Origin of the sequence: Paraburkholderia hiiakae, from assembly GCF_904848665.1 — a bacterium.
Classification (GTDB): Bacteria; Pseudomonadota; Gammaproteobacteria; order Burkholderiales; family Burkholderiaceae; genus Paraburkholderia; species Paraburkholderia hiiakae.
Genome location: NZ_CAJHCQ010000024.1, coordinates 49,788 through 70,491 on the forward strand (window position 1 = coordinate 49,788; position 20,704 = coordinate 70,491).

Below are 20,704 nucleotides of genomic sequence, written 5' to 3' on the forward strand. Positions count from 1 at the left end.
CACTTCCAACCATTGAGAGAACCATGACTCATAGCGCGGTAATCGTCGACGCAGTACGCAGCCCGATGGGCCGGACCAAGGCGGGCGGCGCTTTCGTCGACCTGCATCCTGTGGATCTGCTTTCGCAGGTTCTCAAGCAACTGATCGCGCGCAACGATGTCGACCCCGGCAGCGTGGACGACGTGATGATCGGCTGCGTGAGTCAGGTGGGGGAGCAGGCCTCGACGCCCGGCCGCCTCGCGTGGCTCGCGGCGGGCTTTCCGCAGCACGTGCCTTCCACCACCATCGAGCGCAAGTGCGGCTCGAGCCAGCAAGCCATCCATTTCGCGGCGCAGGCGATCATGGCGGGCGTCAACGAGATCGTCGTGGCCGGTGGCGTCGAGTCGATGAGCCGCGTGCCGATGGGGTCGTCGCGCATCGGCCGCGATCCGTATGGCGCGCTGTACCACGCGCGCTATCCCGAAGGCATGGTCGGCCAGGGCGTGAGCGCCGATCTCGTCGCGCAGAAGTGGGCGCTCACGCGCGAGGCGCTCGACGCCTACTCGGCGCAGTCGCACTGTCGCGCGGACGCCGCGCGCGCCGCCGGCCAGTTCGCGCGTGAGATCGTGCCCATCGAGGTTCCGGGACCCGAGGGCGTGCGCCGCGTGAACCTCGACGAAACGATCCGCGCCGGCACCACGGTCGAGCGGCTCGCCGGCCTTGCGCCTTCGTTCGAAAGCGCCGAACTGGCGGAGCGCTTTCCGGGCATCCGCTGGAACGTGACGGCGGGCAACGCCTCGCAAATCTCGGACGGCGCCTCCGCACTGCTCATCATGAGCGAGCAGAAGGCGGCGCAGTTGGGGTTGAAGCCGCGCGCACGCATCGTGGCGTTCGACGTCTGCGGCGACGATCCGCTCATGATGTTGACCGCGCCGATTCCCGCCACGCAGCGTCTGCTGAAGAAACGCGGCCTCACTATCGACGATATTTCGCACTTCGAAGTGAACGAGGCATTCGCCGCGGTGCCGCTCGCCTGGCAGAAGTCGCTGGGCGCGGACGCGGCGCGCCTGAACCCGGCGGGAGGCGCGATCGCGCTGGGGCATCCGCTCGGCGCCTCGGGTGCGCGCCTCATGACGACGATGCTCAACGCGCTTGAGGTGAGCGGCGGCCGCTACGGCCTGCAAACGATGTGCGAAGCGGGCGGGATGGCCAACGCGACGCTCATCGAACGCCTCTGAAGCGTAACCACGAACAACGAAGGAGAAACGACACATGGACGAGCAGAACAAATTCGCCGGCACGGTGGCGGTGGTGACGGGCGGCGCATCGGGTCTGGGTCTCGCGAGCGCGAAACGCTTGCTGGCAAAAGGCGCGCAGGTCGTGATCGCCGACCTCGCCAGTTCGCGCGGCGCGGCCGTGGCCGATGAACTTGGTGCGAACGCGTGTTTCGTGGCCGCCGACGTGACGAGTGCCGACGATATGACCGCCGTATTCGAGGCGGCGACGCAGCGCGGCACGCTGCGCTCGCTCGTGCATTGCGCGGGCCGCGGCGGCGCGGTGCGTCTGATCGAGAAGGACGGCTCGCCGGGCTCGCTCGAAGCCTATGAAAGCGTGGTGCGCGTGAATCTCTTCGGCACCTTCAACGCACTGCGTCTCGCGGCGGCGGCAATGGCGCGCAACGCACCCGACGCGGGCGGCGAGCGCGGCGCTTGCGTGCTCACAGCATCGGTTGCGGCGTACGAAGGGCAGATCGGGCAGGTGCCCTATGCGTCGTCCAAGGCGGGCGTGGTGGGCATGACGCTCGTGGCCGCGCGCGATCTGGCGAGCAAGGGCATACGTGTTTGCACGATCGCGCCTGGACTCTTCGACACGCCGCTGCTCGCGCGCCTACCCGAGGAGATTCGCGAATCGCTCGGCCGCATGGTGCCGTTTCCGCCGCGTCTGGGCGTTGCTGACGAATTCGCCGCGCTCGCGCTGCATATCCTCGAGAATCCGATGCTCAACGGCGAGACCATTCGCCTTGACGGCGCGATTCGCATGCAGCCGCGCTGAGTGAGGCCGACCATGAGCGACGAATTGCTGATCGAGTATCGCGACGGTATCCAGATCCTCACGATCAACCGTCCTGAGGCGCGCAATGCTTGCACGAAGGCGGTGTCCGAAGCGATTGCCGCCGCGCTGGACGAACTAGAACGGCGCGACGACCTGCGACTCGCCATCATCACGGGGGCGGGCGGCACGTTTTGCGCGGGCATGGACCTGAAGGGCTTTCTGAAGGGCGAGCGGCCGAGCCTGCCGGGCCGTGGCTTTGCCGGGCTCACGCAAGCGCCGCCGCGCAAGCCGCTTATTGCGGCGGTGGAAGGCTACGCGCTCGCGGGCGGTTTCGAAGTCGTGCTGGCGAGCGACCTCGTCGTGGCGGCGAACAACGCGCAGTTCGGGCTGCCCGAAGTCAAGCGCGGGCTGTGCGCGGCGGCGGGCGGATTGTTGCGTCTGCAACAGCAGTTGCCGGAGCGCATCGCCATGGAGCTCGTGCTGACGGGCGACATGTTCGGCGCGCAACGGGCGTTCGAGTTCGGCCTCGTCAACCGCCTGACCGCGCCGGGCGAAGCGCTGGCGGGCGCGATCGAACTCGCGCAGAAGATCGTGGCGAACGGGCCGCTTGCGGTGGCCGCGAGCAAGCGCGTGATGCGCGAGTCGCGAGACTGGTCCAGTGCGGAGATGTTCACGCGGCAACGCGAGATCACGGACCCGGTGTTCGCTTCCGCCGACGCGCGGGAGGGCGCAGCGGCGTTTGCGGAAAAGCGCAAGGCGGTTTGGCAGGGGAAGTAGGACTGCCGCTTCGTCGAACCTTCGTCAAGCGTGTGTGAGCGTTCTTCGCAGCGCCGCGAAGAACAGCTCCGACTGCAATCGCTCACCCTGAATCTGGTCCGCCACGCGCTGCGCGAGATCGGCCGCCACGGGCCGCAATGCGCGCCCGGTAGCGCCCGCGAGCACCTGCGCGGCGCATGCGCGCTCCAGGTAATAGAGGTCGTCGAACGCGTAGTCGATGCGCTCGCCGCACACCACCACGCCGTGGTTGCCGAGGAAGCCGATATCCTTGCCGTCGAGCGCATGCGCAATGCGCTCGCCTTCCTCGGGGCCGAGCGCGAGACCGTTGTATTCGCGATCCAGCGCGACGCGGCCGTGGTAGCGCATGGCGGTCTGCGACAAGGTCGTATCGAGCCCGCAGTCCTGCGTGAGGGTGAGCGCAGTGGCGTACGGCATGTGGGTATGCAGCACACAGGCCTTCTTTGCGATTGCATGGATGGCGGCGTGAATGAACATCGCCGTCGGCTCCACGGTATGGCGGCCTGCCACCACGCGCCCCTGTGCGTCGACAATGACGATGTCGTCGGCCATCACTTCGCTCCACAGCAGGCCGCGCGGGTTCAGGAGAAAGAGGCCGTCTTCGCCGGGAAGCGCGACGCTGAAGTGATTGCAGACGCCTTCACCCAGCCCGAAATGCGCGGCGGCACGCAGCGCGAGCGCGAGGTCTGCCCGCAGCGTTGCGATTTCCGGATGGTGGAACAACTCGTCACCTTCAATGGCTCCCGCATGATGCGCCGTGTTGCTCATGTGTCGTGGCTCCTGTTGTCGAAATGACCGCGTTGCGTCGAAATGCGCGTTCTTCATTCGCCGGCCGGCGCGAGTGGCACTTCGCGCCCCGCTTCACGCGGCTCATGGTCACCAGCGTCTTGAACCGCTTCACGTTGTCGATTCAACCGCGAGTTGATAGATCGTGAATATGGCGCAAACCAGCGTGGTGACTGGTCTACGGCTCCCGTGGCCGCGCCCATAGTCTACTCTTCAAGGCGTCGTGCGGAACCACCGTTGTGTCCATAGCTATGTGTTTCGGATTGGAGTGGGTGGAGGCTGTAACTCATCAATCAGTTTTTTAATCGACTGCAGTTGTTCTGTTAGTTCGACTATTCTTTCGTTCGCACTGGCTGTCACGGATTGAGCCGAGTCTCGCTGCCTGATCCGACCAGAATCGAGGCAGAGCAGGTTGGAGTAGATAGGTCCTTCAGTACCCACGCTTCGGCTGGCAGCAGCAGCACTACTGGCACGATGAGGTGAAACGCTTCAACCCACAGGGCAGCGGTATCGTCACGCGGAGCATGGCTTTATTCACGATTCGTGTTCAATTTGTCCACGCGCGCGGGGCTAATTTTCGCGGTGGTTTGAGGCATCCTTGTACTCATTGGGCGCGGGTCAATCAGGGCGCGCGCCGTGCAAATGGAGAACAAGGCAATGAGCAAGACATTCAGAATCGCAGCGATTCCCGGCGACGGTATCGGCCTGGAAGTGATGCCCGAGGGCGTGCGCGTGGTTCAGGCGGCGGCGAAGCGCTTCGGGCTGTCGATCGAATTCACGCATTTCGACTGGGCAAGCTGCGACTACTACCTCGAGCACGGCAAGATGATGCCCGACGACTGGTTCGCCACGCTCAAGGGGTTCGACGCGATCTATTTCGGCGCGGTGGGTTGGCCGGACAAGGTGCCCGATCACATTTCGCTATGGGGCTCGCTGCTGAAGTTCCGCCGCGAATTCGACCAGTACGTGAACCTGCGCCCGGTGCGTTTGTTGCCCGGCGTGCCGTGTCCGCTCGCCAACCGCAAGCCTGGCGACATCGACTTTTACGTGGTGCGCGAAAACACCGAGGGCGAGTACAGCTCGGTGGGCGGCAAGATGTTCGAAGGCACCGAGCGCGAATTTGTGCTGCAGGAGTCGGTGTTCACGCGTCAGGGCGTGGACCGCATTCTCAAGTACGCGTTCGAACTGGCTAACAATCGAGGTCGCAAAAAGCTCACGGCCGCGACGAAATCGAACGGCATTTCGATCAGCATGCCGTATTGGGACGAGCGCGTGGCGGCCATGGCGCAGACGTACCCGGAAGTGAAGTGGGACAAGCAGCACATCGATATTCTGTGCGCGCGCTTCGTGCTGCAGCCCGATCGCTTCGACGTGGTCGTCGCATCGAACCTCTTCGGCGATATTCTTTCTGACCTCGGCCCCGCCTGCACGGGTACGATCGGTCTGGCGGCGTCGGCGAACCTGAACCCCGAGCGCACGTTCCCGTCGCTGTTCGAGCCGGTGCACGGTTCCGCACCCGACATCTTCGGCAAGCAGATCGCCAACCCCATCGCGATGATCTGGTCGGGCGCGATGATGCTCGACTTCCTCGGCAACGGCGACGCGCAATACAAGGCCGCGCACGACGCGATCATGCAGGCCATCGAGAAGGTGCTGGTGGAAGGCCCGCGCACGCCCGACATGGGTGGCACGGCGAACACCTCCACAGTGGGCGAAGCGGTAGCCGCTGCGCTTTAACCTTCAAACAGCGGTTCAAACAGCGGCGCAGCGCGCAATCAACGTTGCGCCGCGGCCGCTCCGTCTTCGGCGGCGGGCTGCGTGCTCGCCGCCATGTCGGCAGGCTGCGCAGCTCGGCACAGCGCCGTAATCCACACGTCGTCACCATGCGGCGAGACGCGCGCCTGCCCCAGTTCCACCACCAGACGCCAGGTATCGTCGGGCAGCGTAGCGCGATAGAGCACGCGATAGTCCGAGCGATGGGCGAGTGCGTCGTTGATGGCGGTTTCCCGCGCGGCGCGGTCTTCCGGATGAATATGCCCGGAGAGCTCCACGAAATGCCGAGGCACGGCGGCGGGATCGACGCCAAAGAGCCGGCACCATTCGTCCGAAACGATCAACGCGTCCTGATTGCGCTCCCAGCGCCACACGCCGAAACCCGCGATGCGCGCCGCGTCGTTGACCAGTTGCAGGTGCTGCTCCAGCGCCGACTCGGCTTCCTTGCGCGTGCTGATGTCGATGGTCGTGCCTACCACGCGCACCGGGCGCCCCGCGTCGTCGAGCAGCGTGGCCACGCGTGACTCGATCCAGCGAATGCGCCCGTCGGGCAAGATGATGCGAAAGTCCCACACGCGCGGCGCCTTGCTTGCCACGAGTTCTTTCATCGCTTCAGCGTTCAGCCAGATCGAGTCTTCGGGGTGGAGGATTTCCCAGAACTCGTCGTTGCTGTGAATTTCGCGGCCATAGAGCTTTTCGCAGTTGCTCGAATAGATCAGTTCGTCGGCCACGAGATTCCATTCCCACGTCACGATGCCGGCCAGTTCCTGCGCCTGCTTCATGCGCGCCTCGTTCGACATGATCTCGGCGGTGTAGCGGCGGCGCAGGTCGGTCATGGGCAACTCGGTATTGCCCATGATGCCGAGGTCTTTCACGGCTTCGTCGCCGTAGCGCAGCCAGACCCAGTTCACGTCGAGGAAGGCCGCCAGGCGGCGCAGATTCGAATAGTCGATCTCGCCGCCGCGGGTCCATTTGTGCACGGCGGGTCGTGAAATGCCGACGGCGTCGGCCACTTGCTGCAGGCTCAGCTTCTTGTGCTCGAGCAGCACTTTCAGACGGAACGCGAACGTATCCTCGGACATCCAATTCCCTCTATGACGTATCGCGCGGTTAAGCGGATCGAGCGGATCGAACAGATCAAGCCGATCTGGGCAGGCCAAGCGAAAAGGGCGGCATACACCCTAAGGCCGCCGATCGGGCCGGGCACATGCCGCCGCTGATGGGTGAGGCGCGAGGCCCGCACGCTTCGTCTGCCCGCGTATCTCCTGCTAGTTTAACGGATCGGCCAAAGCCGGTTACAGATCGATCACAAGACGCGGCGTGAGCGAGCGCGACACACACAGCAGAATGGTCTTCTGCGCGGCCTTCTCATCGTCGTCGAGATACTGGTCGCGATGGTCGGCCTCGCCTTCGAGAATCGGCACTTCGCAGGTGCCGCACACACCTTCGCGGCACAGCGACTCCACGGTCACGCCCGCGCGCTCGATGGCCTTGAGAATGGTTTCATCCTCGCCGACTTCGAGTTCGATGCCCGACTTCGCGAGCACCACGGTGAAGCCGTTGCCCGCAACGTCCGTGGCGGCGAACTGCTCCGAGTGCAGTTGCGCCTTCGGCCAGCCGAGCAGCGCGGCGTTCGCGTAGACGGCATCGTTCAGGCCCTGGGGACCGCATACGTACACATGCGCGTCGGCGGGCAGGTTTTTGAAGAGCTTGAGCAGGTCGAGCCGCTGGCCTTCGCTGTCCACATAGCACTGCGTGCGCTGCGCGTGCGGACCGGCGTTCAGTTCGTCGACGAATGCGCCGTGCTCGGGGCTGCGGTACGCGTAGTGCAGTTCGAGTTCGAGATCTTCGGGCTGATGCTCGGCAAGTTGCGCGAGAAACGGCGTGATGCCGATGCCGCCCGCGATGAACACGTGCCGCTTCGCGTCGCGCGCCAGCTCGAACAGATTGGCGGGCGTGCCGATGGCGAGGCGCGTGCCCACCGCCACCTTGTCGTGCATGAACGCCGAGCCGCCGCGCGAGGCTTCTTCACGGCGTACGGCAATCCGATACTGGCGCGTGTCGTGCGGCGAGCTCAGGAGCGAGTACGCGTTGTGGTGCCATTGCTCGCCGTCCTGCATCGAAACGAGTACGTGGGCGCCGCCGCTGAACGACGGCAGCGGCGCGCCATCGGGCAGGGCGAGCGTGAAGCGCTTGATGAGCGGAGTGAGTTGCTCGACGGCGACGACGTCGACAGTGATCGATTCGCGGGCGTTCATGTTGCCTTCCTTTACCGCAAGCCGCCTGGTGCGCAGCGCGGGGTTGCTTCGGGTTTGCCTGGTTTTTGCCCGGTGTCCGGCTCACAGGCAATGGATTCTTGATTCGGGAAAAAGCGCGGATGCGACGCGAACCGCATCCGCGCGACGCTCAGCGCGCGGGCTGACTATTCACGCCGGCCATGCAGAGGTACTTGATCGACAGATAGTCTTCGATGCCATACTTCGAGCCCTCGCGGCCGATGCCCGACTGCTTCACGCCGCCGAACGGCGCGACTTCGTTGGAGATGAGTCCCGTGTTGATGCCGACGATGCCGTACTCGAGTTGCTCCGCCACACGCCAGATGCGGCCGATGTCGCGGCTGTAGAAGTACGCGGCGAGCCCATAGATGGAGTCGTTCGCGAGCTGCACGACTTCGGCGTCGCTCGAAAAGCGCACGATCGGCGCGACCGGTCCGAAGATCTCTTCGGAGAGCACGGCCATGCCGGGCTTCGCGTCCGCGAGCACGGTGGGCGCGTAGAAGTTGCCGCCGCGCGCGTGCGGCGCACCGCCCGTGACCACGCGCGCGCCTTGCGCCACGGCATCGCGCACAAGGCCATCGACCTTGTCGCGTGCCGCTACGGTGATGAGCGGGCCGATATGCACGCCCTCGGCAAAACCGTCGTCCACCTTGAAGGCGGCCACGCGCGCCGCGAAGCGCCGGCAGAATTCGTCGTACACGGAGTCGTGCACATAGAAGCGGTTCGCGCAAACGCAGGTTTGGCCCGCGTTGCGGTACTTCGAGAGCAGGGCGCCTTCGATGGCGGCGTCGAGATCCGCGTCCTCGAACACGATGAACGGCGCATTGCCGCCCAGCTCCAGCGAAACCTTCTTGACGGTGTCCGAGCACTGGCGCATCAGCAGGCGGCCGACTTCCGTCGAACCCGTGAACGTGAGCTTCTTGACGAGCGGGCTCGACGTCATCTCGAGGCCGATCTCGCGCGACTTGCCCGTGACGACGTTGATCACGCCCGCCGGGATGCCGGCCTGTTCAGCGAGCGCGGCGAGCGCGAACGCGGAGAGCGGCGTCTCGTTGGCGGGCTTGATGACGATGGTGCAGCCTGCGGCGAGCGCGGGCGCGGCCTTGCGGGTGATCATCGCGGCCGGGAAATTCCACGGCGTGATGGCGGCGCACACGCCCACCGGCTCTTTCGTCACGACGAGGCGCTGGTCCGGGTTCGGGCTCGGGATCACGTCGCCGTCGATACGCTTGGCCTGCTCGCCGAACCATTCAATGAACGAGGCGGCGTAGCCGATTTCGCCGCGCGCTTCCGCGAGCGGCTTGCCTTGCTCGCGCGTCATGATTTCAGCGAGCGCGTCCTGGTTCGCCATGATGAGCTCGAACCAGTTGCGCAGCAGGCGCGCGCGCTCTTTCGCGGTCGTGGCGCGCCAGGCCGGGAAGGCGCGGTGCGCCGCTTCGATGGCCGCACGCGTTTCGCCCGCACCCATGTTCGGCACGCTCGCGAGCCGTTCGCCCGTGGCGGGGTTGTACACGTCGAGCGTGGCGCTGTCGTCGGCGTTGCGCCACTGGCCGTCGATATAAGCCTGCTCGCGCAACAGGCTGGGGTTTTGCAATTTGTTCAAGCTAGCCTCTCGTCAGTCCTGGTACTGCTGCGCGAGCAGATTGTGGAAGTGCGCAATGCCGTGCTCGCTGATGCCACTGCGCTCTTTGTCGACCATGATCCGGCCCTGGCCGCGATAGCCGCGCGACTTCAGGCCCTTCTGCACGCTTTCCACGAGACGCAGGTCTTCCGGACGGAACACCGTGCGATACCACTCGATCAGCTTTTGCTGCTCTTCGGTCGGCTCGTCGTTCAGGAAGTAGATGTCGTAGTGCTGCAGCGTGACTTCGGCGCTCACCGGGAATTCGTAGATCACCGTCATGAAGTCGCTGCCCGGCGGCACGTTGAACATCGTGCACGGCCAGGCCCAGTAGCCGCTGAAGCTCGGGTCTTTCACCGAAGGGTCGAGCTTGAACGAGCGCTCCGACGACTGCGCGTGACCGAACTGCACCGTCCAGTTGCCGTGCAGCGTGTGCGTGTACTGGTCGATCTTCACCGAGTCCGAGAAGCCGGGGTGCGCCGGGCCGCAGTGGTAGCACTCCAGGTAGTTATCGACGATCGACTTCCAGTTGGCGGGCGTCTCGCTCACGAAGCGGGCGGCCAGCTTGAGGTCGTCGATCACGGGGCATGCACGGCGCAGGCTCGCTTCGAGGCCGGGCAGTTGCGCCTCGACCGGGTCGGCGTGCGGGTTCAGATTGATGAACACGAAGCCCGCGTATTCCTCCACGCGCACCGGCACGAGCGTCGAATTTTCCTTGTCGAACGACTCGACGTGATCGCAGTTGTTGGCGTGCGCGAGCGCGCCGTCGAGCTTGAACGCCCATGCGTGGTACGGGCAGGTGATGACGTTCTTTGCCTTGCCGCTGCCTTCGAGCAGCTGGTGGCCACGGTGCGGGCACACGTTGTAGAACGCGCGCAGCACCTTGTCCTTGCCGCGCACGAGCAGAATGCTTTCCCCGACCACCTCGCGGGTCACGTAGGCGTTCGCCTCGGCCAGTTCGCTGCGGTGCGCGACGCAGATCCACGCGTCTTCGAAGATCTTCTTCTCTTCCGCCTTGTAAACAGCTTCGGATGTGTAGAAGCTCGCCGGGATGGTCCAGGCGAGATCCGGGTTGGCGCAGAAGTCGGCCGGGAGCTTGGGAGATTCAGCTTTCTTGTGGAATTCGATCGGGAGGTAGGTCATGGGGTCCGCCGCACGGGAGAAAGTTAACCATCAGTTACGATAAAACTATCGGTTAACGAAATATACGAGAAAGCTGCGCGGCAGTGGATCAGGGTTATCCCTTTATGTGGTGCACAAAAGCGTGCCATGGCAATGCGTTACGCGTATTCTTCGTCTCTGAAGCCCATGAAAATTGATCGACGGCATGCCAGCCGGAACTTTCGCTAGGCGTCAATAGGAGGATGCGATAGTGCGACGAAACCCTCCAAGCTGCGTACTATTGTTAACTGAGAGTTTTGTGTTAACCGTAGGATAACTCGCCGTGTCCGGAAACTGGAACTCCTGGTTTCGGGGCGGGCGAGCAAAGCGCAACCGCGTCGTGCGGGGCCGCTTTCGCCACCCCACAACTGGAGGAGACATGTCCCAAGAGGCAATCGCCGAAGCGTTGGCCAATGAGCCAGCGCGCGCCAAATCGCGGATCGAGTCACGCTCGATCGACTACGTGCCGCTCGCTGAGCGCAAAGGCAAGGCGTGGCACCTGTGGCCCGTGTGGTTCACGGGCGACGCCAATCTCGCGACCATCGCCGCTGGCGCGATCGGCATCAGCATGGGCGGCAACCTGCTGTGGAGCGCGATCGCCATCGTGCTCGGCAACGTGCTGGGCACCTTCTTCATGGCGTTCCATTCGAGCCAGGGGCCGCAGCTCGGCCTGCCGCAGATGATCCAGTCGCGCCCGCAGTTCGGCTACATGGGCGCGCTGCTCGTGTGGGTGGTCGCGCTCGTCACCTATATTGGCTACAACTCGTTCAACCAGCTCATGGCGGGGCAGACCGCGCATCATCTGCTCGGCACCGAGCCGCATATGAGCTACATCGTGTTCACGGTGATCTCGGTCGCGCTCGCCGTGTTCGGCTATGACCTGATTCACAAGGCGCAACGCTGGCTCGCGCTCGCGCTGCTCGTCGCGCTCACCGTGTTCAGCATCGGCATGTGCGTGAAGGTGCAGTTTCCCGCTGGCCAGTTGAGCCTCGCGGGCTTCAAGACCACGCCGTTCCTCGTGCAGCTCTTCTCGGCGGCGGCGTATCAGCTTTCGTGGTCCATCTACGTTTCGGACTACTCGCGGTATTTGCCGCCCAATACTGGCGTGCGCTCCACGTTCTGGTGGACCTTCCTTGGCGCGTTCATTGGCGGCGTGTGGATGATGCTGGTGGGCACGGCGGCCGCGGCGCTCAACGCGCAGATCGAGATCTCGGACGCGGTTCAGCGCGCCGGCGACATGATTTTTCCGGGCTTCGGCACGGTCACACTGCTGCTCTCGCTGCTGGGCTTGCTGGCCATCACCGGGCTGAACTTCTACGGCGCCTCGCTCACGCTGCTCAGCATCACGGACTCGTTCAAGCCGCTCAAATCGAACGCCACGAAGCGCGTGGTGAGCCTCGTCGTGGTGGCGCTGATCGCGACGTCGCTCGCGTTCTCGGCGTCGGACAACTTCATGGGCAAGTTCGGCGACTTCCTCGGCATTCTCGGCTATCTGTTCACGCCGTGGACTGCGATCAACCTCGTGGACTTCTTCATCGTGCGCCACTCGCACTACTCGGTGCGTGAGATCTTCAACCCGCGCGGCATCTACGGTCGCTGGAACTGGCGCGGCCTCACCGCATACGCGGCGGGCTTCGTCGCCATGATTCCGTTCTTCAAGACGGACATCTACACCGGCCCGGTCGCCAGGGCGTTGGGAGGCACCGATATCGCCATGCTGGTGGGGCTGCCGGTTGCCGCGCTGGTCTACCTGTGGGCGTGCCGCTCGCTCGACATCGAAAAGGAACGCCGACTCGTGCGCGAAGCCGACCGCGGCCTGAACTGATCCCGCCTTCAGAACGAACAGCAACATGAACTCGATGAATCAAGCGCGGCTCGCCGCGATGTATGCGGCTGTGCTTACGCTCGCCGCACTCCCCATGGCCGCGCGCGCGCAAAGCAGCGTGACGCTCTACGGCGTGATCGATGCGGGCATCACGTATGTTTCCAACACGGGCGGCTCGCACGTGGTGAAATTCGACGACGGCGTGACGTACGCCAACCGCTGGGGCCTGATGGGCACCGAAGACCTCGGCGGCGGGATGAAGGCCGTCTTCAAGCTGGAAAGCGGTTTTCACCTGGCTAACGGGCAGATCTCTAACGGCGGCTCGCTCTTTGGCCGCGCCGCTTACGTAGGTCTCCAAAGCGATTGGGGTACGCTCACGTTCGGCAATCAGTTCGACATGACGCGGGAGATGGTCTACCTGTACAACGTGTCGGCATGGGCAAGCGGCTACGCGATCAACCAGGGCGACTTCGATCGCATGAACGGCGATCATTTGCCGAACGCGGTGAAGTTCATGTCGAACACGTACGCCGGCTTCCAGTTCGGCGGCATGTACTCGTTCAGCAATACGCCGGGCGATTTCCACACGGGCAGCGCGTGGAGCGTGGGCGCGCAGTACCAGCATGGCCCGTTTTCGATCGGCACGGCCTATACCCAGCTTAATAATCCGTCGGGTATTTATGGCTTCGACCCGTACAACATGATTGGCGTGCGTTCGTTCTTCGGCAGGCCGACTGTGAGCGTCGATCCCGCCACCGGTGCGGTCACGTCGCTCTATGCGGATACGCCGTTCCCGGTGGACAAGCAAGGCGCCTTCGGTGTGGGCGCGAGCTACGCGATCGGCAACGTCACGCTGATGGGCGCCTTCACGTATACGCAAATCAAGGCGTTTGGCGAGAGCGAGCACATGCAGGTCGCCGAAGGCGGCGCGAACTGGCAGGTCACGCCCGCGATGAGCCTCATCGGTGGCTACCAGTACACGCACTTCGACGGCCATCACTGGAATCAGCTTTCGGCGGGCATGCACTACCTGCTGTCGAAGCGCACGGACGTCTATATCTCGGGCGACTGGCTCTCGGCGTCGCAAGGGGTGGACGCGGTGATCGGCTACAGCTTCACGCCGTCTTCGACCACGACGCAGGCGGATGTTCGCATCGGCATGCGCCATAGCTTCTGATGACGCATCGCTCGCGCGCCACGCCATGAATCTGCCTGTTTCCCCGGAACTCGACGACTTGCGCGTTTTCTGCACGGTCGCGCGCAAGGCGAGCTTCAGCGCGGCAGCCGAAGCGCTTTGCGCCTCGGCTGCCTACGTGAGCAAGCGCGTGGGCGTGCTCGAAGCGAGCCTCGGTACCCGGCTGCTGCACCGCTCGACGCGCCGCGTTGCCATCACGGCGGCGGGTGAGCGCGTGCTCGCATGGGCCGAAAAAATCCTCGACGACGTGGATCACCTCGTCGAAGACGTCTCCAGTACGCGCAGCATTCCGCGCGGCACGTTGCGCGTTTCCAGCAGCTTCGGCTTCGGCCGCCAGTTCGTTGCACCGGCGCTCGCGGCATTGTCCGACCGCTATCCACGGCTCAACGTGCGGCTCGACCTGTTCGACCGCGTGGTGGATGTCGCGGCCGAGGGTTTCGATCTCGACGTGCGGATCGGCGACGACATTGCGGGGCATCTGATTGCCAGACAGCTCGCGGCGAATCATCGCGTGTTGTGCGCCGCGCCCGCTTATCTCGCGCGTCACGGCATGCCCAAAAGCATTGCCGATCTCGAGGCGCACGCTTGCCTCGCGATCAAGGAGCGCGACCATCCGTTCGGCGTCTGGCGGCTCGACGCCGGCGGCGAGACCGTGTCCGTGAAGGTCACCGGTCCGCTCTCGACCAATCACGGCGAGGCGGCGGTGCAATGGGCGCTCGCGGGGCGGGGCATCGTGCTGCGTTCGGTCTGGGACGTGCAGCCTTTGCTCGACGCCGGACGCCTGCAACGTGTGCTGCCCGAAGTCACGCAGCCGGCCAACGTGTGGGCCGTCTTTCCGGAGCGGCTCGCGCAATCGGCGCGCGTGAAAGTGTGCGTGGAGTGTCTCGCCGAGGCATTTGCACAGATGCGCATTGGTGAGGGCGTGGAACTGGCCGAATACACTGAATGAAAGGAGGAGTTCGATGACAGGAATGGCACGCGTTCGCGAGTTACTGGACCGCCGTCGTAAAGGCTATAGCCTCGAAGGCGCGTTCTATACGGACCCGGCGTTGCATGAGCTCGACGTCGAAGCCGTGTTCTCGAACGAATGGCTCTTTGCCTGCAACGTCGCGGAGATTGCGCAGCCGGGAGACTACATCACGCTCTCGATCGGCAAGACATCTGTCGTGGTATTGCGCGGTGAAGACGGTGGAGTCTCCGCGTTCTTCAATACCTGCCGTCATCGCGGCTCGCTTGTTTGCACCGAGGCCGCGGGGCGTGCAAAACGGCTCGTGTGCCCCTACCATCAGTGGGTCTACGCACTGGACGGCTCGTTGCTGAGCGCGCGCCAGATGCCTGCGGATTTTGATCGCAGTGAGCACGGTTTGCAGCCAGTTCACGTCGAAACGATCTGCGGCATGGTCTATATCTGCATCGCCAGCGAGCCACCCGATATCGCCCGCTTCAAGGCCACGGTCACGCCATATATCGCGCCTCATCATCCGGAGCGCACAAAGGTCGCCTGCTCGATGACGATCGTCGAGGACGCGAACTGGAAGCTCGTGATCGAAAATAACCGCGAGTGCTATCACTGCGTGGGCAACCATCCCGAATTGCTCGCGACACTGATCGAATTCGCGCTGCCCGACGATCCGCGCGCGAATCGCGATTTCCAGGCGTTGATGCGCGAGAAAACGGCGCTGTGGGACAGCCTGAATCTGCCGCATCAGCCTGCGGATGGGGGTACGGAGTTCCGCTGCATTCGCTTGCCGTTCCATCGTGGTGCGGTGTCGTTCACCTCCGATGGAAGGCCTGCGTGCAAGAAGCTGCTGGGCGATTTCGTCGAGCCGGATATCGGTTCCGTGCGAATGTTCAGGGTGCCGAACAACTGGAATCACTTTCTCTCGGACCACGTCATCCACTTTCGCGTGTTGCCGCTCTCTGCCACGCAAACGGAACTCAAGACCACCTGGCTCGTGCACGAAGACGCGGTGGAAGGTGTGGACTACGACGTTCAGACGCTCACGGAAGTCTGGCGCGCCACGAATGACCAGGACGCCGCGCTCGTGGCGAACAATCAGCGGGGTGTCAATTCGATTGGGTATCGGCCGGGACCCTACGCGCCTTCCGAGTTCATGCTGAACAATTTCACCGACTGGTATGCGCAAAAGCTGGCGGCTTATGTCGATCGCGCGAGTTCACCGCTTCGCACGATTCGGCCGATAGCACAGCCGATGACCGCCGCCGCGAGTGAGTGCGCCTGATCTACGCGCCGATGCGGGCACGCCAGCGGCGGCCCGCGACTCACCACCTTAACGCAAGCGCACGATGGTGGACTTGAGTTCGGTGTACTTCTCCAGCGCATGCAATGAATTATCGCGTCCGTTGCCGGACTCCTTGAAGCCGCCGAACGGGAAGTTCATGTCGTCGGTCTCCTCGTAGCCATTCACCCACACCGTGCCCGCGCGCAGCCGCCGAGCGGTTTCGTGCGCGGTCGTGAGATTCGCGCTCCAGACTGACGCCGCGAGTCCATAGGGCGTGTCGTTGGCGAGCGCGACGGCGTCGTCGAGCGTATCGAACGCCGTCACCGCGAGCACCGGCCCGAAGATTTCTTCCCGTACGATGGGGCTGCCCGTGTCTGCGCAGTCGAATACCGTCGGTTCGACATACTGGCCACCGGTGTCGCTGCGCACGCGCTGTCCGCCGCGCAGCAGTCGCGCCGTTGCTCGGCCTTGCTCCACATAGCCGAGCACGCGGTCGACCTGGGCCGCGTCGATCAGGCTGCCCATGCGGGTGTCCGGCGAGAGGGGGTCGCCGGGCGCATATTCCGCCGCGATCGCGAGCACGCGTTCCAGGAACGATGCCTTGATGTCGCGATGCACGAGCAGGCGCGAGCCGGCCGTGCACATCTGCCCGGTGTTGTAGAACACGGCATGCGCGACGCTGCGGGCCGCGCGCTCCAGGTCGGGGCAATCGGGCAGAACGATCTGCGGCGACTTGCCGCCAAGTTCTAGCCACACGCGCTTGAGGTTCGAGTCGGCCGCATAGTGCGCGATCTTGCGTCCAACAGCGGTCGAACCCGTGAACGCGAGGCAATCCACGTCGCCATGGCGCGCGAGGGCTTCGCCTGCGTCCCCGAAGCCCGGCACCACATTGAGCACACCTGCGGGCAGTCCGGCTTGCCCGGCCAGTGCGGCGAGCTTCAAGGCCGTGAGCGGCGACTTCTCCGAAGGCTTGAGCACCACGCTGTTGCCGCATGCAAGCGCAGGCGCGCACTTCCACATGGCGATCATCGCCGGGAAATTCCACGGCACCACGGCGCCCACTACGCCCACGGGTTCGCGCGTCACGAGACCCAGAAACTCGCTGCTGACTGGCGCGACTTCGCCACCCACCTTGTCGATGGCTTCGGCAAACCAGCCGATGCAGTACGCCGCCGAAGGGATGTCCACGCTCGTGGTGTCCGCAATGGGTTTGCCGGTGTCGAGCGTTTCGAGCAGGGCAAGTTCGTCGGCGTGTTCGCGCACGAGTTCGGCCCAGCGCAGCAGCACCGCCTTGCGCGCACGCGGCGCCTGGTTGCGCCAGATGCCCCGATCGAATGCGCTACGCGCCGCGCGCACAGCGCGCTCCACATCTGCCGAGCGGCAATGGGCGACATCGGCCAGCGTGCGGCCGTCGATCGGGCTGGCGCACGTGTACGTACGCGAGTCGTGCGTGGCGCAGTATGCACCGTCTATCCATGCACGGCCCTCGATGGCAAGCGTTGCCGCTTGTGCGGCCCAGTTCTGCGCTGCTTCCGTCATGTTTCGTATTCCTCAGGATGGAGTGTGGTGTGCGGCGGAAATGGCCAATGTATGGCCGCTTATTCCGCTGCGGCGTCCGCGTTGACCTTCGCTTCGCGGCGCGTAATCGCAATCACACGGCCCGCGTCGGCGGGGCGCGCGGCAACGCTATGCGCGGCGTGGATGACGGCAAGACGCTGCTGTATGTCGGCGGGAAAGGGCGCCGCGCGCCCGGCGCGCATGTCCACGTGCATGAGCATCTGCTCGGCGCTTGCCAGCAGCACGCCGCTTTGCGCATGGAACATCTCGTGAAAGACGTGCAGCCGTTTGTGGTCGAAGTCGAGCAGGCGCAGCGTGAGTCGTAGCGGCTCGCCGAGCGCGGCCTCGCGCCGGTTGCGGATATGCGTTTCGACGGTATAGAGGGAGTAGCCGCGCATGCGGTAGTCGTCGTCGATGCCGAAGTAGCGGAAGAACGCGTCCGAGTTGTCGCCGAACACATAGAGGTAGCACGACTCGCTCATGTGCTGGTTGTAGTCCACCCATGCCGCCTGAACCGTGCAGCGATGCAACTCCAGCGGCGTGGCGACCGTCGCGCTCAGGTCGAAGGGCTGCGACTTCTGGCCTTCATAGGTCGAACGCAATTGATGCGGAGTCAAGGAGTCGTGGTGGTTCATGCGCGAGGCGCTCCGTTTTCTGGCTGTCCGGACCCGATGGTATTGTTAACTGAACAATTTTTCAACAGCAGATATGTGCGGGAAAATACGGGTAAATCCGCTGGCTGTTTACGCTATCGTTCGGTGGGTTGAACATTCATTCAGCAAATTCTATACTCGCCCACGTTTCGCTGATCGACGAAAGAGACAAAAGAGACAACAGGACTGGAGACCTCGACAATGAAGAAACAGTTTGTGGCAGCAGGTATCGCCTGCGCAATGGTGGGTGGACCCGCATTCGCGCAGAGCAGCGTGACGATGTACGGCATCATCGATGCGGGCATTACCTACGTGAGCAACACGGGTGGTGCACACGCCTGGCTGTTCGACGACGGCATCTCGTATGGCAACCGGTTCGGCTTCATGGGCACGGAAGATCTGGGCGGCGGCTACAAGGCCGTCTTCAAGCTCGAAAGCGGTTTTCGCCTGGGCACCGGGAAACTCAACCAGGGTGGCGCGCTGTTCGGACGTCAGGCTTACGTTGGGTTGGGCAATAGCTGGGGCACACTCACGTTCGGCAACCAGTACGACTTCGCGTTCGACTTCACCGAAGCGTTCAACGTGAGCGCGTTCGCGAGCGGTTACGGCGTACACCAGGGCGACTTCGACCGGCAGAGCGGCGATCGCCTGCAGAACTCGGTCAAGTTCGTCAGCAATAGCTACCACGGGCTCGTGGTGGGCGGCATGTATTCGTTCAGCAACACCGCGGGCAACTTCCACGACGGCAGCGCATGGAGCGTGGGCTCGACCTACTCGATCGGCGACTTCTCCGCGGGCGGCAACTACACGCGACTGAACAAGCCGCAGGGGCTGGCCGGGCTCGACCCGTATGCGCAGATCGGCGTGAGCACGATGCTCGGCCAGCAGGTTGCCAGCGTCGACCCGCAAACCGGCGCCGTGACCGACCTGTATGCGGACAAGCCGTTTCAGGTCGACTCGCAGTCGATCTTCGGCATCGGCGCGTCCTATGTCTTCGGCAACCTCACCGTGATGGGCGACTTCACCAACACGACGTTCAAGGGTTACGGGCAGTCTTCGACGATGCGTGTATACGAGGCGGGCGGCATCTATCAGGTGAGCGCGCCGCTTTCGGTCGTGGCGGGCTATCAGTACACGACCTTCGAAGGCCATCACTGGCACGAAGTCGCGCTCGGCACGCACTATCTGCTCTCCAAGCGCACCGACATCTACGCGGCCGTGGACTGGCTGCGTGCTTCGGAGGGCGTAGATGCAGTGATAGGCTATAGCTTCGCGCCGTCGTCGAGCCGCACGCAAACCGCGGCGCGCGTGGGCCTTCGTCACAACTTCTGAGTGGATGCGGACACCGTTCGCCACCGCATGAGGATCATGAATCAGCCTGATAATGACCACCCGAATGCGGAGGCGGCAATAGAGCGCCTCGCGCATGTGCTTGGTGCGGATTGCGTGAGCCGCGGCGCCGCCATCGGCGAGCGCTATTTCACAAACTACGGCGAGGCGCCGGGCGAGCGGCCGCTTGCGCTCGTGCGCCCGCGCACCGTTGACGAAGTGAGCCGCGCGCTCGCAACGTGCGATGCGCTACACGTGAGCGTCGTCGTGCAGGGCGGTATGACGGGCCTTGCAGGCGGTGCCTCGCCCCGTGCGAGCGACGTCGTGCTTTCGCTCGAGCGTCTTGTCGGCATCGAGGAGATCGACCGTGACGCGGCGACGGTCACGGTGTGGGCCGGCACGACGTTGCAGGCCGTGCAGGAAGCAGTGGAAGAAGCCGGCTTTACGCTGGGTATCGACCTGGGCGCGCGCGGCTCATGCCAGATCGGCGGCAATGTCGCAACGAATGCGGGCGGCAACCGCGTGATCCGCTATGGCACGACGCGCGAGCAGGTGCTCGGGCTCGAAGCCGTGCTGGCGGATGGCACCGTGCTCAGCTCGCTCAACAAGATGCTGAAGAACAACGCGGGCTACGATCTGCGCCAGTTGTTCGTCGGCAGTGAAGGCACGCTTGGCGTGGTCACGCGCGTCGTGCTGAAGATGCACCCGCGCCTGTCCAGCCCCGCCACGGCGTTTTGCCTCACGTCGAACTTCAGTCAGACCCTCGCGTTGCTGCATGCCGCGCGCGCTGCGTTGCCCGAACTGTCGAGCTTCGAGGTGATGTGGCCGCGTTTTTGCGCTTACGTCGCGGCGCAGACGCCCGACCTGCGCGTGCCGTTTCAGCACGCGCCTGGCCTGCGGGTGATTATCGAATGCGCGGGCCGCGACGCCGAGGAGACCACCGGGCGCTTCGAGACCGTGCTGGCGGACTGGCTCGAACGCGGCCTCATCGACGACGCCGCGCTGGCCCAGAGCGAAGCGGACACGCGTGCGTTCTGGACGCTGCGCGAAGGGCTCGCGATCGACGCGTTGCCCGATCTCATCAATTTCGACGTCAGCTTGCCGCACGGCCGCATGGAAGCGTTCGTCGCCCAGTGCGAGGCCGCGTTGGACGCGCGCTGGCCGGGCGCCCACGTGTTCTTCTTCGGCCACCTGGGCGACGGCAATCTGCATTTGTGCGTGTCCGCGCACTATGCGCTGGGCGAAAGCGCCGAGGATGTCGAGGCGCTCGTCTACCAGTTTGTGGGGGAGGCAGGCGGCTCGATTTCCGCCGAGCATGGCATCGGCCTCTATAAACGGGCATGGCTTCATTTCTCACGCAGTCCTGAGGAAATTTCCGCCATGCGCCGCCTCAAGCAGGCGTTCGATCCGCGCGGCATTCTCAATCCCGGCAAAGTGATCTAAGCCCGCTTTCATGCTG

17 protein-coding genes are annotated in these 20,704 nt (G+C 64.1%); 10 read left to right on the forward strand and 7 right to left on the reverse strand.

Annotation, left to right across the window (positions count from 1 at the left end):
- The first annotated feature begins 23 nt into the window (after positions 1 to 23).
- The 3 genes from JMY28_RS32610 to JMY28_RS32620 are packed head-to-tail and all read left to right on the forward strand — an operon-like array spanning position 24 to position 2,808.
- Complete coding sequence (locus tag JMY28_RS32610) at positions 24 to 1,217, forward strand: thiolase family protein (RefSeq protein ID WP_201700001.1); 1,194 nt, start codon at positions 24 to 26, stop codon at positions 1,215 to 1,217.
- 34 nt (positions 1,218 to 1,251) lie between these two features.
- Positions 1,252 to 2,031 carry an SDR family NAD(P)-dependent oxidoreductase gene (locus JMY28_RS32615; RefSeq protein ID WP_201700002.1) on the forward strand — a complete coding sequence of 260 codons (780 nt, stop codon included), beginning with the start codon at positions 1,252 to 1,254 and terminating at the stop codon, positions 2,029 to 2,031.
- A gap of 12 nt (positions 2,032 to 2,043) precedes the next feature.
- On the forward strand, positions 2,044 to 2,808 hold the full coding sequence (locus JMY28_RS32620) for a crotonase/enoyl-CoA hydratase family protein (RefSeq protein WP_201700003.1): 765 nt from the start codon (positions 2,044 to 2,046) through the stop codon (positions 2,806 to 2,808).
- 24 nt (positions 2,809 to 2,832) lie between these two features.
- On the opposite strand, the gene JMY28_RS32625 is transcribed toward JMY28_RS32620, so the two are convergent.
- A complete protein-coding gene (locus JMY28_RS32625; RefSeq protein WP_201700004.1) occupies positions 2,833 to 3,594 on the reverse strand; it encodes an aldolase in 762 nt (253 codons plus the stop codon).
- A gap of 675 nt (positions 3,595 to 4,269) precedes the next feature.
- Here JMY28_RS32625 and JMY28_RS32630 point away from each other — a divergent pair.
- Positions 4,270 to 5,349 carry a tartrate dehydrogenase gene (locus JMY28_RS32630; RefSeq protein ID WP_201700005.1) on the forward strand — a complete coding sequence of 360 codons (1,080 nt, stop codon included), beginning with the start codon at positions 4,270 to 4,272 and terminating at the stop codon, positions 5,347 to 5,349.
- 38 nt (positions 5,350 to 5,387) lie between these two features.
- On the opposite strand, the gene JMY28_RS32635 is transcribed toward JMY28_RS32630, so the two are convergent.
- The 4 genes from JMY28_RS32635 to JMY28_RS32650 all read right to left on the reverse strand — a co-directional run bounded on the left by JMY28_RS32635 (position 5,388) and on the right by JMY28_RS32650 (position 10,425).
- Positions 5,388 to 6,467 carry a helix-turn-helix domain-containing protein gene (locus JMY28_RS32635; RefSeq protein ID WP_201700006.1) on the reverse strand — a complete coding sequence of 360 codons (1,080 nt, stop codon included), beginning with the start codon at positions 6,465 to 6,467 and terminating at the stop codon, positions 5,388 to 5,390.
- Positions 6,468 to 6,680: 213 nt separating this feature from the next.
- Positions 6,681 to 7,643, reverse strand: coding sequence for a PDR/VanB family oxidoreductase (locus tag JMY28_RS32640; protein ID WP_201700007.1), 963 nt, complete (start codon positions 7,641 to 7,643; stop codon positions 6,681 to 6,683).
- Positions 7,644 to 7,791: 148 nt separating this feature from the next.
- Positions 7,792 to 9,264 carry an NAD-dependent succinate-semialdehyde dehydrogenase gene (locus JMY28_RS32645; RefSeq protein ID WP_201700008.1) on the reverse strand — a complete coding sequence of 491 codons (1,473 nt, stop codon included), beginning with the start codon at positions 9,262 to 9,264 and terminating at the stop codon, positions 7,792 to 7,794.
- 12 nt (positions 9,265 to 9,276) lie between these two features.
- Positions 9,277 to 10,425 carry an aromatic ring-hydroxylating oxygenase subunit alpha gene (locus JMY28_RS32650; RefSeq protein WP_201700009.1) on the reverse strand — a complete coding sequence of 383 codons (1,149 nt, stop codon included), beginning with the start codon at positions 10,423 to 10,425 and terminating at the stop codon, positions 9,277 to 9,279.
- Positions 10,426 to 10,822: 397 nt separating this feature from the next.
- On the opposite strand from JMY28_RS32650, the gene JMY28_RS32655 reads away from it, so the two are divergent.
- From JMY28_RS32655 to JMY28_RS32670, 4 genes are read left to right on the forward strand one after another with little or no spacing between them, the layout of a single operon-like run.
- Positions 10,823 to 12,268: a purine-cytosine permease family protein gene (locus JMY28_RS32655; protein WP_201700010.1), complete on the forward strand. Its 1,446-nt coding sequence runs from the start codon at positions 10,823 to 10,825 to the stop codon at positions 12,266 to 12,268.
- A gap of 58 nt (positions 12,269 to 12,326) precedes the next feature.
- A complete protein-coding gene (locus JMY28_RS32660; protein ID WP_407945565.1) occupies positions 12,327 to 13,445 on the forward strand; it encodes a porin in 1,119 nt (372 codons plus the stop codon).
- Between the two features lie 25 nt (positions 13,446 to 13,470).
- Positions 13,471 to 14,412 (forward strand): LysR substrate-binding domain-containing protein, encoded by a 942-nt coding sequence (locus tag JMY28_RS32665; RefSeq protein WP_201700012.1) that lies wholly within the window; start codon positions 13,471 to 13,473, stop codon positions 14,410 to 14,412.
- A gap of 13 nt (positions 14,413 to 14,425) precedes the next feature.
- On the forward strand, positions 14,426 to 15,706 hold the full coding sequence (locus JMY28_RS32670; RefSeq protein ID WP_201700013.1) for an aromatic ring-hydroxylating oxygenase subunit alpha: 1,281 nt from the start codon (positions 14,426 to 14,428) through the stop codon (positions 15,704 to 15,706).
- 48 nt (positions 15,707 to 15,754) lie between these two features.
- On the opposite strand, the gene JMY28_RS32675 is transcribed toward JMY28_RS32670, so the two are convergent.
- Both JMY28_RS32675 and JMY28_RS32680 read right to left on the reverse strand, forming a co-directional pair.
- Complete coding sequence (locus JMY28_RS32675; protein ID WP_201700014.1) at positions 15,755 to 17,245, reverse strand: aldehyde dehydrogenase; 1,491 nt, start codon at positions 17,243 to 17,245, stop codon at positions 15,755 to 15,757.
- 59 nt (positions 17,246 to 17,304) lie between these two features.
- Complete coding sequence (locus JMY28_RS32680) at positions 17,305 to 17,898, reverse strand: thioesterase family protein (protein WP_201700015.1); 594 nt, start codon at positions 17,896 to 17,898, stop codon at positions 17,305 to 17,307.
- A 219-nt stretch (positions 17,899 to 18,117) separates the two neighbouring features.
- Between JMY28_RS32680 and JMY28_RS32685 the strand changes: the two genes are divergently transcribed.
- Both JMY28_RS32685 and JMY28_RS32690 read left to right on the forward strand, forming a co-directional pair.
- Complete coding sequence (locus JMY28_RS32685) at positions 18,118 to 19,248, forward strand: porin (protein WP_201700016.1); 1,131 nt, start codon at positions 18,118 to 18,120, stop codon at positions 19,246 to 19,248.
- Between the two features lie 36 nt (positions 19,249 to 19,284).
- Positions 19,285 to 20,688 carry an FAD-binding oxidoreductase gene (locus JMY28_RS32690; RefSeq protein WP_236597145.1) on the forward strand — a complete coding sequence of 468 codons (1,404 nt, stop codon included), beginning with the start codon at positions 19,285 to 19,287 and terminating at the stop codon, positions 20,686 to 20,688.
- Positions 20,689 to 20,704 lie beyond the last annotated feature (16 nt).